Annotated in this window: 8 protein-coding genes and 1 tRNA gene; 1 reads left to right on the top strand and 8 read right to left on the bottom strand. The window is 39.9% G+C overall.

The features are described 5' to 3' along the window. Nucleotides 1-71: 71 nt before the first annotated feature. The 7 genes from ACLLO5_RS21435 to ACLLO5_RS21405 form a co-directional block, all read right to left on the bottom strand. Nucleotides 72-2,522 carry a filamentous hemagglutinin N-terminal domain-containing protein gene (locus ACLLO5_RS21435; protein ID WP_413172518.1) on the bottom strand — a complete coding sequence of 817 codons (2,451 nt, stop codon included), beginning with the start codon at nt 2,520-2,522 and terminating at the stop codon, nt 72-74. Nucleotides 2,523-2,888: 366 nt separating this feature from the next. Next, nucleotides 2,889-2,961 (bottom strand) — tRNA-Phe (locus tag ACLLO5_RS21430). An 80-nt stretch (nt 2,962-3,041) separates the two neighbouring features. Further along, entirely contained in the window at nt 3,042-3,911 is an 870-nt protein-coding gene (locus ACLLO5_RS21425) for a metal ABC transporter permease (protein ID WP_413172517.1), read from the bottom strand. A gap of 323 nt (nt 3,912-4,234) precedes the next feature. After that, entirely contained in the window at nt 4,235-5,428 is a 1,194-nt protein-coding gene (locus tag ACLLO5_RS21420; protein WP_413172516.1) for an NAD(P)/FAD-dependent oxidoreductase, read from the bottom strand. A gap of 40 nt (nt 5,429-5,468) precedes the next feature. Beyond that, on the bottom strand, nt 5,469-6,041 hold the full coding sequence (locus ACLLO5_RS21415) for a GNAT family N-acetyltransferase (RefSeq protein WP_413172515.1): 573 nt from the start codon (nt 6,039-6,041) through the stop codon (nt 5,469-5,471). A gap of 26 nt (nt 6,042-6,067) precedes the next feature. Continuing rightward, nucleotides 6,068-6,442 (bottom strand): hypothetical protein, encoded by a 375-nt coding sequence (locus ACLLO5_RS21410; protein ID WP_413172514.1) that lies wholly within the window; start codon nt 6,440-6,442, stop codon nt 6,068-6,070. A gap of 95 nt (nt 6,443-6,537) precedes the next feature. Then, complete coding sequence (locus ACLLO5_RS21405; protein WP_413172513.1) at nt 6,538-7,041, bottom strand: hypothetical protein; 504 nt, start codon at nt 7,039-7,041, stop codon at nt 6,538-6,540. Between the two features lie 476 nt (nt 7,042-7,517). On the opposite strand from ACLLO5_RS21405, the gene ACLLO5_RS21400 reads away from it, so the two are divergent. Continuing rightward, nucleotides 7,518-11,774, top strand: coding sequence for a HEAT repeat domain-containing protein (locus tag ACLLO5_RS21400; RefSeq protein ID WP_413172512.1), 4,257 nt, complete (start codon nt 7,518-7,520; stop codon nt 11,772-11,774). Nucleotides 11,775-11,908: 134 nt separating this feature from the next. Here the strand turns inward: ACLLO5_RS21400 and ACLLO5_RS21395 are convergent, their stop codons facing one another. Further along, nucleotides 11,909-12,154 carry a ChaB family protein gene (locus ACLLO5_RS21395; protein WP_413172511.1) on the bottom strand — a complete coding sequence of 82 codons (246 nt, stop codon included), beginning with the start codon at nt 12,152-12,154 and terminating at the stop codon, nt 11,909-11,911. Between the last annotated feature and the right edge of the window lie 40 nt (nt 12,155-12,194).

Below are 12,194 nucleotides of genomic sequence, written 5' to 3'. Positions count from 1 at the left end.
TCTGTAATTTTTCCTTGTATATATATTGTTCCCAATAAAGTATTTTTTTAAACTTATTTTAGAGAATGTAGTCAAGTGTTTGGCACAGCAGTACAGGTTAATAATGGTTGCACGTGAGTAGAAGATTTATCTGCAACAAGCTCAATTTGTCCTTGGGTGTTACGATGCCAAGAAGTAGCTTGGACAAGTGTTTCTGGAGATTTTGGTATTTGGGCTTGTGCTGATTGTGTTGTTTGGAATGCAGTTAAATCGCGGGTGTCAGACCAAGGGCGATCGCTCCTCACTTCCTGTGTAGGATTTTGCGGCACACCACCCCTTCCTGTGGCAACAAAACTACTACTGCTTGGATCTGCACAACCTGTAGCGATTTGTTGGGATGGATCAGTTACATTTGTTGGGAGTTCTACTAAACCGGAATTGGGGTCAACACCAACTGTATTAACTTTAACTGTGCCATTCACCCCAAATTGCGAACTAGCGGTAATATCATTTTCTGAAGTGAGTTGCTGACGAAATTCTAATCCTAAAATACCCTGAGTCTGAATGTTAATATTGCCACCTTTGCCTTGAAAGGCATTGGCAATGATATCACTGTTTTCCCAGCCAAAAATGATTGGTGCATTAATGGTAATATTGCCGCCATTACCGTTACCTTGTGCCGTGGAGGTAATTTGGCTCTGATCACGCATTAAGAGCAAATCCCCTACTTGCAAGCTGATATCACCACCATTACCTGATTCTGTTTGCGCCTGAATTAAAGCTTGATTTTTCAATAGGATTTGCTCGGTAATAATTTGCAGATCACCTGCGTTTCCAGTACCTTGACTAGTAACTGTTACTGTTCCACCATCTGTAAGTGTGAGTTTTGGTGTGGTAATACTGACACTACCTGCATTTGCTGTGAGGATATCTGGCAAACCAAAGAATTGACGTAACTGCGGACTTAACCGCACAGTAGAAGAGTTTATATTACTGTCATTGTTACTACTGCTACCACTAATGGCGATTGCTTCACTAGCATTGATTTGGACATTGCCGCCATTACCAACAAAGAATGCAGATGAACCAATTGTTCCACCATTTAATATTTGCAAATTCCCAGTATCTAATCTCAAATCTTTGGCATTTCCATTGGCAAATGTAATGATACTAATATTGCTATAGAACCCAGAAGGATTTTCACCCATAACGGTGGTATTTTGATTGCGAATTATTACCTGACCACTGGAGCCACTACCAAATGTCACTGATGATAATGAAGCTCCCCCAGAGATGAGTAAATTATTGCCATTAACCAAGACATCTCCAGCTGAACCTTTTTCATACGTGCTAGTGGTAATGGCTGTTACTCCAGTGGGATTCAGGAGTGAAAAACCAGATAACTCTATATCTGCTGCTTGAATCTGGATGTTACCACCGTGAGCATTTCCATAGGTTAAACTATTAATTCCTGAACCTTCTTGCAGTGTCAAACGGGGAGTAATCACACTGATATTGGCACTAGATCCAGTTCCCAAAGCTTCCGCACGAATCCAACTGCGAATTTTAGCATCGGGTGTGGTGCCAATCATAGCGATCGCTTCTGATGCTTGCAAATTAATATTGCCACTGGGAAGATTGCCATAATTCTGGGATAAAATCAACGAACCATCGGTAAATTTTATATTTCTTCCCTGGAGTTGAACTGCACCGGAGTTAAATCCACTCACATCTAATAGTGACTTTTTTGCCAGTTGAATGTCACCAAAAGTTTGTCCCTGCTCATACTCCAATTTATAACCCTGAGAAGTCGGCACTAAACCAACTAATCCTGAACCTCCCAGACTCCCTAATTCTATCTGACCTGTTGCCGCACTCAGAGTAGCACCATCCAAAGTGATATTGCCACCCACCAATGCCAGGGTTTTTCCTGACTGTATTTGCAATTTAGTAGGGCTAATCTGGGAGATTACAGGAGAAAAACTATTAATAGTGTTGAGGATATGTCCTGTACCTTGGACTTGTATTGGTGAGGGATGATTACCCATTTGTAAACCCACAGGTACACTCATTGTTAATAACGGTTTAGCAATAGGATTTACAGCACTAAATTCAACCCCATTAGCAAATTTGATGCTATTGGCTGTTGTGCCAACAAATGAACCACCAATATTTAAGCTGGCATTCTTACCAAAAATAATCCCCGCTGGGTTGAGTAGGAATAAATTGGCACTCCCATTAGCACTGATTGAACCATCAATGTAGGAAGTATTACCTCCTATCACCCGACTAAAAATATTTTGAATATCAGCAGCATTGTTAAATGATGCAGAACCGCTACTAGGAACCGAGAATTGGCTGAAGCTATGAAATAAATTGTTGCCGATATGAGTACCATTAGTGATGATGTAGTCATTACCACTACTACTCACAGTAGAGTTGAAGGTTTTATCGGGAGTTACCTGCGCGTTAACACCATTGTTGTAAACAGCAGATATACAGATTGCTACAAGAAAACCAATACCAACAAAATGGAATTTCACAATACTTTTGCTAAGATAAGAGGATAAATAGGTAAGGCGTTTTTTAGTAGAGTTATTGTCTCTCACAACGAAAATTCAAAAATCACTCTTCCGCCTATGCCCGATATCTTATCACTGTTACAATGCCTTCTACCACAGATCAAGGCAACAACCATGCTGTTTCTAAACCTGCTTCTTATCAACGTTGTTGTAAAATATGCCAAGTTGCAATAAAAAACAATGATTACTTAATTACTGTATAACTATATTATTTATTAAGTTTAATAAAAATGCGATCGCACTTCTGCCACCACAAAAAACAGCCTAGATTTGTTAACCAAATAGTCAAAATCTAGGCAAAGTGTTGATTGAGTTTTCTGAAAAGTATGCCAGGAACGAGACTTGAACTCGTGACACGAGGATTTTCAGTCCTCTGCTCTACCAACTGAGCTATCCCGGCGCGGGCTTTTTTTATGTTCGCCACGATTACTAAATTTAGCAAAAGAAAAAGGATTTGTCAAGTAGGTTGCTAAAAAACTTTTAGGCTGCTTTTATCCCTAATTTAACCCAGGTGAAAACGACGACGAACACCAGGAACTGCACCAAAACAATACTAGGACCAGAAGCTAGGTTAAACAGACCAGAGACCATAATTCCAGCGATGCTACTGCTGGAACCAACAAGGACTGACATCAGCAAAAACCAGCTAAAATGGTGACTCATCAATTTAGCGGTGGCTGCGGGAATTACTAAAAAGGCGTTCACGAGTAAAACCCCGACGGCTTTAATGGCTACGGCTACGGCTAAAGATAGTAAAATTACAAACCCATAACGATATAATTTAACAGGAACGCCTTGTACCTGGGCAACATCCGGGTTAAGGGTTAACAAAATTTGCGATCGCAATGTTGATAATAAAAATATACCGCTACCCACAAGTACCAACAGCGTCAAAATTAAATCTATAGCATCAATAGCCAAAATATCGCCAAATAGTACAGCCATCAAGTTTCCGCGATATCCTTTAATCATGCTGGTGAGGATGACACCGATCGCTAACGCCCCTGATAAAACTATACTAAGAATGCTATCACTGGCTAAATCCGTTTTGTCAATTAGGTAGAGGACAATTACACCAAAAATTAAGGTAAATGGCAACAACATCCATGTAGGATTTATGTTTAATAACACGCCTAAAGCCACACCTACTAACGCCGCATGGCCTACAGCGTGACTAAAAAATGACAACTGGCGCAACGTGACAAAACAGCCTAATAAACCGCCCAGTATTCCCATTAATACAGCACCGATAATGGCACGTTGCATGAAAGGAAACCCTAGCAATTCCACTAAATTATGACTATTTGTAATAACTAACAAGTTGCTTTGAATATTAATCAACAAATTCATATCTCTGTTTTATAGTAATTTCTATCTATCCTGTAAATAGATTATCGGTTCTTGCATAGATTTTATGGTAATTGAGGATTGATAAAAACAAAACCCTTACGGAGTAAGGCTTATAAAAGATTATGCCCAATATTTTTAATGAAATGCCGACACAATAAGGCTTTCAACTATTTTGAACTGGGTTCTCCATAAAAAGTACCGAAGAACCATTTGTTATTTAGTTTGCCATTGTTGGGTAATTTGATTTCAAAATCTTGTTGATTTTTTTTGTATCAGTTAGGAAACAGATAACAAAATTACATTCTGTCACCTGTCACCTCATTCTACTGAGAAAGCGTTTCAATAATGGGTCGCACTAACCAGTTAAAACCAACTTTTAATTGATGTTCTAAGGTTGGTAAACGATACAAATAAGCTAAACGACGAGCGATATATGCTAAAGAACCATCTAATTTGATACCTAAACCGGTAAGGGTGGCGTTGTCTACTCCCAAGGCCATCATTTCTCCTAATTGTTGATAGCGGAAGGGAAGTAAAGGACGATTTGTTAAAGATGCCCAGATGTTCCAAGCGGTATAATCAGCTTGTTGAAAGGCGACTTGTGCTGTAGCTGGTACTTGCTTTCCTTCTGTATCAAGACAGTCTGCTAAGTCTCCTAAAGCAAAGATTTCGGGATGTTCTAGGACTTGCAGGGTTGGTGTGGTGGTGATTTGTCCACGTTGGTTTTGCTTGAGGGGTAGGGTTTTTACTACTGGGGAAACTCTTGTTCCCACTGTCCAAATTACTAAATCTACGGGAATTTCGTCTACTTGACTTTTATACTCTAGGGAGATGGTATTTTCTCCGATTGAGACTACTTTGGTTTCTAAGTCTATAAACACGCCTCTGGTATCTAAGGCTTTTTTCGCAGCTTCACGGTTAAATTCTGGGGAAGTTCGCAAAATTTGATCGCTGATTTCAATTAGGCGGAAGCGTCCTTTTTCCCCAATTCTATCTGCAAGTTTACAAGCTAATTCTACGCCGCTGTAACCTGCGCCAACTATGGCGATACGAATTTTGTCTGTTTCTGATGCTTCTAAAACTCGTAGGCGTTCTTCTAGGTGATAAACGTCAGTGATGCTACGGAAGGGGTGAGCGTAGGTTGTAGCGCCGGGAACTAAATCAAGGGGTGTTTCGCCACCTAATGCTAATACTAATCGGTCGTAGGCTATTTCTGTTCCGTTTTGTAATTGTACTTGTTGCTTGTCGGTGTCGATTTCTGAGACAACTGCTTGATGAAAACGCACACCTGTTCCTTGTAGTAGTTCTTGGTATGGTGGGGCGATTTCCCAGGCTTGGAGTTCTCCAGTGAGGAGTTCGTAGAGGAAGGGAGAGAAGAGAAAGCGATCGCTCTGATCGACTAAGATGATCTCAGGTTTGGGTGTAGATTCCCACGGTAATTGGCTTAAACGCAGGGCGGTGTACAGTCCACCAAAGCCGCCACCTAGTATACAAATTCTTGTAGTTGCTTGAGTCATAGTTTTTATAGGAAGCTAAATCCCACCAGGTCATTATATTTTAGTGTAATGATTTATTGCGCTCTATTGCCATTAACCAACAATCCTGATATTTGCCCTCATAGAGTTCATGAGATGGTAACAGCTTAATTTTGACAAATCCACATTTTTCATAGCAGCGAATAGCACGGAGATTATTGATATTGGCATCAATAACAATTTTTACAGCTTGCAGTCCAGTAAAAATATAATTTATCACGGCTGAAAGCACTTTTGTACCAATTCCCTGATTCCAATATTGAGTTTCACCAATAAATAAATCAATTCCATACACATCTTCTGTTTTTTCTAGAGAATACATTTCTCTAATATGTAATGGTAATTGATTGAGAGCATAATATTGTAAATAACCAATTTCTATATTTTGATAAGAAAAAATACAGGGAAATAAAGGTTCTTTTCCCAAAATTCTAGGTTTATATGTTTGTACAACTTTTTGGAAATCATAAAAATCATCTCTCCCACCATAAAATTTTAATACTTCCTCATCGGAACGCCATTTTTCCATTAACAAATAGTCTTGTTTATCATCTCGCATGGGACGAAGTTTAATTTCGTCTTTGATAATTAGCATACCTTGTAGTTAATACAACCTAAGTTTTAACTATTTTGATTTGATGCTGGTCTAAATTCAGCTATAACTTGAATTATATCTACAATATTAGCATTAAATTCATCTAATTGTTCAGCAGGTATCCAATATTCTTGATGTTGAGAACTACCGACAGTTTGCACAGTGTATTGATTGAGAAATTCTGTTTTTACCTGAAATCTTGTTACATAGCCCACATATCCAGAAGCTTTGTCTTTCGTGTTCCAATCTCTAGCAATTTGTACAGCATACTCTTCATTGAGTACAGGATAAAAAATCGGTTGAAAAGGAAGTCGAGGCGGAAAAGCTGTATAATTGCTGCCAGCGATTAAATCAAGTTCTGCTTGACCAACTGGACGAAATAATATTGTAGTATTACTCATAATCAATTATCAAAAAAAGCTCAAAAAAAGCAGCTGAAAACACTATAAATTACCCATTTTTATAATTACCCTCATGTACAGTGATAACTAGTTGATTATTTCCAAATCATAGGAGCTATAAAAGCCATCAGCAACAAAAAAACAATTTCTAAAACGTAGCTGACATACACAGTGCTATTTAGCAACCCATCCCACAAATAACCCTTACGTTTAGGTTGGGGGGCGCGTTTCAAAGAATGACTCCAACTAGTGTAAATACTGGGACTTTGGAAACCACAGGTATTCCTCAAAATCAACTCAATTTCCGAGACACGGGGATAGAAACCACGCTGAAAATGTTTCCATTGACTTTCAAGAATCCAGAAAAATATAGGGATAGCGCAACCGATGAGGGAAATTGCACTAGCATTAGTTTTTTGCTGTAACATCAATGTTAAAACAGCACCAGTACCAGTAATTCCCAGTGCCTTAATCACCCAAATTTGTTTATTGTAATCTTCAATAGTGTTTTGGAGAAAAAAGTATTCTTGTTTAAGCAAATCTAATTCAAAATCACTGAGAGGTTGAGATTGAGATTCAGTTGGTAATGGGTTAGACATTCATCACAGAAGAATTCACTGAGATGAAATTAGCATAAACTGGGCTGAGTACAAAAGATGTTTCTATACAAAAAACGCAAAATAAAGCAGGAGTCAGGAGTCAGGAGTCAGGAGTCAGGAGTCAGTAGTTAAACTGGCTTGTTGTCCAGCTTTGAATTTAGATCACGCAGGTGGACTTTGATTGTGTAGTAGCGTTCGCGAAGCGTGCCGGAGGCTCTATTATATTCGCCGTTGAACTTAGTTTGTATAGCTATGAATTCATTCGTTAGGGCTTGGTGCAAGATGCGTTTTAATCCTGTTCATCCTTAAATCCTGGACATCCTGTTCGCGAAGCGTGGCGTTAGCCATTTCTGACAGTCCTAACTAGCAACTTACCCCGAAAATTCAGTATAAACCAGAGAATTTAGTTAAAATCTAACAAAGTCAATTAAACTGTGTTCAATTACGACACATCAGCATCCCCTATTCCACACACCATGACGCAATGGAATGACTACCTCGAATCACTCTGTAAAGATTACGCCCAATGGTGGAATGCTTACACCCTGACAGACGTAGTGGGAAAGCAGCGAATAGAGCAGAAGCAGTCACCATTGTTATTAGATTTTATGGTGCAGACAGTACAATCTGCCAAGGAAGAAAGAAACGAAACCCAGGAGAAAATTGAGCGTTTAGACGTGCTGGCAGGGTTGCGAAAGTATGCCCAGGAAAACGTTTTGCTAGTCGGGCGGCCTGGTTCGGGAAAATCGACGGCGTTGGTGCGGTTGTTGTTGGAAGAAGCAGAAAGAGGCAGGGGGGCAGGGGTGCAGGGGTGCAGGGGAGGAAATTCATCCTCTAACGTTGTAGATAAGGGAGTTGATGGGTTAGGTAAAATCCCTATCCTAGTAGAGTTGCGTTATTACCAAACATCGGTGCTGGATTTAATTCGGAATTTCTTGAAGCGCCATTGCCTACTGCTGGAGACTGCAACCATAGAACAACTCCTGTTTAACGGGCAATTTTTGCTGTTAGTGGATGGTATTAACGAATTACCCTCAGAGAAAGCGCGACAAGATTTGTATACGTTCCGGCAAGATTACCAAAAAACTACGCCGATGATTTTCACTACACGGGATTTAGGCGTGGGGGGTGATTTGGGCATTACTAAAAAGCTGGAAATGCAATCCCTGACAGCAGAACAAATGCAGCAGTTTGTCCGCGCCTATTTACCCCAACAGGGTGAACAGATGTTGCAGAAGTTGGGCGATAGGTTGCGGGAGTTTGGGGAAACGCCATTGCTGCTGTGGATGCTGTGTTCATTGTTTCAAGCCACAGGAGACATCCCGGCAAACTTGGGTTTGGTGTTTCGCCAATTTACCCAAAGTTATAACGACAAGTTGAAGCCAGATATCCCAGTTACAGATGAGTCTCGGCGTTGGTGGTTATCGTTATTAAAACATCTGGCATTTTACATGACCACCGGGGATAAGCTGACAGAATTGAATGTTGCCATACCCAAGTCAAAAGCAGAAGATGTTTTAACTCAGTTTTTGCAAGCTGAGAAATTTGATAGACCCCGTGACAGAGCATTACAATGGCTGCAAGATTTACTTAACCATCACTTAATTCAACTCGGTGCAAATGACCAAATTGAATTTCGCCACCAACTAATTCAGGAATATTACACGGCAGAATGTTTGCTCAAGCTGTTACCAAGCCTTAATGATGAATGTTTCCGGCGAGAGTATTTGAATTATTTAAAATGGACTGAACCCCTAAAATTGATGCTGGGATTAGTGGATGATGAAGCCCTAGCAGTGCGAGTGGTGAAGTTAGCCTTAGAAGTAGATTGGCAGTTAGGGGCAAAGTTGGCAGGAGCAGTAAAGCCAGAATTGCAACAACAGACAGTTAATTTAGTTGCTGAGTTAGAAATTCCTTTACTATTTAAAATTTGGCTTTTAGGCTTAACAAAATCTGACAAGGCACTTCCTCATCTCAATTCATTACTAGAACATGAAGACTCTGATGTGCGTTCAAATGCGGCATCTGCTCTGGGCGAAATTAAATCAGAAAACGCAATTACTGCATTAATTCACTTGTTAGAAGATAAAAACCCTGATGTTCGTTCGAGAGTGGCATCTGCTCTGGGCAAAATTAAATCAGATGTAGCGGTTTCTGGTTTAATTCAATTACTAAAAGATGAATATTCTCGTGTGCGTTTGATTGTTGTAACATCCCTGTATATATTAAAATCAGATGTGGCAATCCCTGGGTTAATTCCATTGCTAGAAGATGAAGATGAAAGTGTCAGGTATTTTGCTACATATGCCTTGGTAGAAATTCAATCAGAGTCTGCCATTACAGAATTAATTAAATTACTAGAACATGAAAAATATGATATACGTTTAAATGCGGCCTTTCATCTAGAAAATATTAAATATGAGGATGCAATACCTCAAATAATTGAATTACTAAAACATGAAGACTCAAATGTGCGGTCTCGTGCAACAGACGCGCTAGAAAAAATTAAATCAGAGAAGGCGGTTCCTGGATTAATCCAATTGCTAGAACATGAGAACCCTGGAGTGCGCTATAGTGCAGCAGACGCTCTGGGAAAAATCAAATCAGATACTGCGATTCCTAGTTTAATTTCATTGCTAGAACATGAAAACTGGAATGTCAGTTACAATGCCGCATCTGCTTTGGGAGAGATTAAATCAGAAGTAGCAGTTTACAGATTAATTCAATTGCTAGAACATGAAAACTCTGGAGTGCGTTTTAGTGCAGCGTATGCTTTGGGAAAAGCAAAATCGGCAGCGGCAATTCTTAGGTTAATTCCACTGCTAGAAGACAAAGATAGTATTGTGCGTTCGAGTACGGCAACTGCCTTGGGAGACATTAAATCAGAGGTGGCAATTCCTAGATTAATTCGATTGTTAGATGATGAACACAACAGTGTTCGCTCTCGTGGGGCGTTAGCTCTAGGTCAACTGAAATCAGAAATGGCGATTCCTGGGTTAATTAAATTGTTAGAAGATATAGACCCTAATGTTCGCTCAAGTGCGGCATCTGCACTGGGAGACATTAAATCGGAAGCAGCAATTCCTGAATTAAGTCGATTACTAGAAGATAAAAATAGTAATGTGCGTTCGAGTGCAGTCTTTGCCTTGAATAAAATCAAACCAGAGGTGGCAATTCCCGGTTTGGTTCAATTACTAGGACATGAAAATTCTCATGTGCAGTATAATGCGGAATCTGCCTTGAAAAAAATCAAATCAGAGACAGCAATTCCCAAGTTCATTCAATTACTAGAACATGAAAACTCTAAGGTGCGGTATTTTGCAGCATCTGTCCTGGGTGAAATTAAATCAGAAGCGGCGGTTCCTAAGTTAATCCAATTGCTAGAAGATGATGACTCATATGTAAGATTCTATGGTGCATATGCACTGGGTAAAATTAAATCAGAAGCGGCGGTTTCTAAGTTAATCCAATTGCTAGAAGACGATGACTGGATGGTAAGAACTAAGGCGGCATTGGCATTGAAAGAAATAAAATTAGATGCTGCTTCACCACAGTTTATGAACTTGCTCAAAAATCATAAATTTGTATCAGCACATAATGGAGATATGTTCCGTTTTGTACTAGAAGCACTTGAAGCAATACAAATAAACTGCCGATACTATAGATGCTTAACTAAACTAAAAAATCAACCAGATATTTCACAATTCCAGCCAAGTAAAACATCCCTAATGTACATCCTCCACCTCTCAGACTTGCACTTCGGCACACCTGACCAAGCCAAACTCTGGTCTAACCAACTAGCAACCGACTTGCAAAACGAACTCGATATTCCTCACCTTGATGCCCTCATTCTCTCCGGCGACATCGCCAACAAATCAACGCCTGAAGAATACGCAGCAGCCCAACAATTCTTGCACAACCTCTGCCAAGATTTCACCCTCCAATCTGAACAAATTATCATCGTTCCCGGTAATCATGACCTCAACTGGCAAGTAGCGAAAAAAGCTTACCAATTAATTGACCGTGACGAGTATGAGGGAGAACTGAAACTAGGTGAATATATAGAAGAAAGTGCGAGTGTCATTCGCGTGCGAGAGGAAGAAAAATACAAACAACGCTTTGAACACTTCTGCAACTTCTACCAAACCATCAAACAAGAATCCTATCCCCAAGACTATGACCAACAATACACCCTAGCCCATTTCCCCAACCACAACCTACTCATACTAGGGTTAAACTCGGCTTGGGAATTGGATCATCATTACAAATCCCGTGCCAGCATTAACATGAATACCCTTAGCAACGCCCTGACAGAAATTCGCCGCAACCAAGATTATAAAAACTGCCTGATGAAAATAGCAGTATGGCATCATCCCTTAGATAGTGCTTGGGATGACCGCATCAAAGACCAAAGCTTCATGGAACAGTTAGCTGTAGCAGGTTTCCGCTTCTTTCTGCACGGTCACGTCCACCAAGCCCAAAAAAGCTTTTATGAATACGACGCAGAACGGGGACTGTTTCGCATTTGTGCGGGAACATTCGGTGCACCCACCCACGAACTCACCACCGCTGAACCTTGGCAATATCACTTATTAAAGTTAGAAAATAATACCCTCACCGTCCGCAGTCGCAAACGCAAAACCGAAAACGGCGTATGGGAAGCGGATAATTGTTGGCGACAAGGTAAGGGTAAAGGTTCTGAGGATTTTTATCAATTGTCAATTGATAATTGATAATTGTTTGATTTAAGGTTTAAAACTTCTCGTTTCCAGGAAAAAATAAAATAATGTAGAGACATTACATACAACATCTCTACAAGGATTTAAAAACCCGCATATTTAATTTTCATCAGATGTCTTTTAGACCATTAATTACCACCAGACATGACAGCTTTATGATGTATGGCGGGGTCTTCTGGCTTTCTGTGCCAATTTCCTTCTCTGTCTGCTTCATATTCATTATGAACACTATTCCATGCTACTTCTAAAGCACCATCTTCATTCATTCCATCACTTTGAGCAGCATTGAAAGCAGCTACAAAAATCTGTTGAGCGTGTTCTGGTAGTCGTGCTTGGATATCTTGAGGTAATTCATCTATTTTGTTATAAGGCATAAATTAACTCCGGCTATTTCAGTTAAGTTTATGTTAATAA

This window comes from Anabaena azotica SJ-1, assembly GCF_047275885.1.
In the GTDB taxonomy this organism is placed as follows: Bacteria; Cyanobacteriota; Cyanobacteriia; order Cyanobacteriales; family Nostocaceae; genus Trichormus_B; species Trichormus_B azotica_A.
This window is presented reverse-complemented; position numbering and strand designations above follow the sequence as displayed.

Bases quoted from the DNA above. Each gene is read 5' to 3' on its own strand.
- ACLLO5_RS21425 (WP_413172517.1), bottom strand. From the start codon at position 3,911: ATGAATTTGTTGATTAATATTCAAAGCAACTTGTTAGTTATTACAAAT.
- ACLLO5_RS21405 (WP_413172513.1), bottom strand. From the start codon at position 7,041: ATGTCTAACCCATTACCAACTGAATCTCAATCTCAACCTCTCAGTGAT.
- ACLLO5_RS21410 (WP_413172514.1), bottom strand. From the start codon at position 6,442: ATGAGTAATACTACAATATTATTTCGTCCAGTTGGTCAAGCAGAACTT.
- ACLLO5_RS21415 (WP_413172515.1), bottom strand. From the start codon at position 6,041: ATGCTAATTATCAAAGACGAAATTAAACTTCGTCCCATGCGAGATGAT.
- ACLLO5_RS21400 (WP_413172512.1), top strand. From the start codon at position 7,518: ATGACGCAATGGAATGACTACCTCGAATCACTCTGTAAAGATTACGCC.
- ACLLO5_RS21395 (WP_413172511.1), bottom strand. From the start codon at position 12,154: ATGCCTTATAACAAAATAGATGAATTACCTCAAGATATCCAAGCACGA.
- ACLLO5_RS21420 (WP_413172516.1), bottom strand. From the start codon at position 5,428: ATGACTCAAGCAACTACAAGAATTTGTATACTAGGTGGCGGCTTTGGT.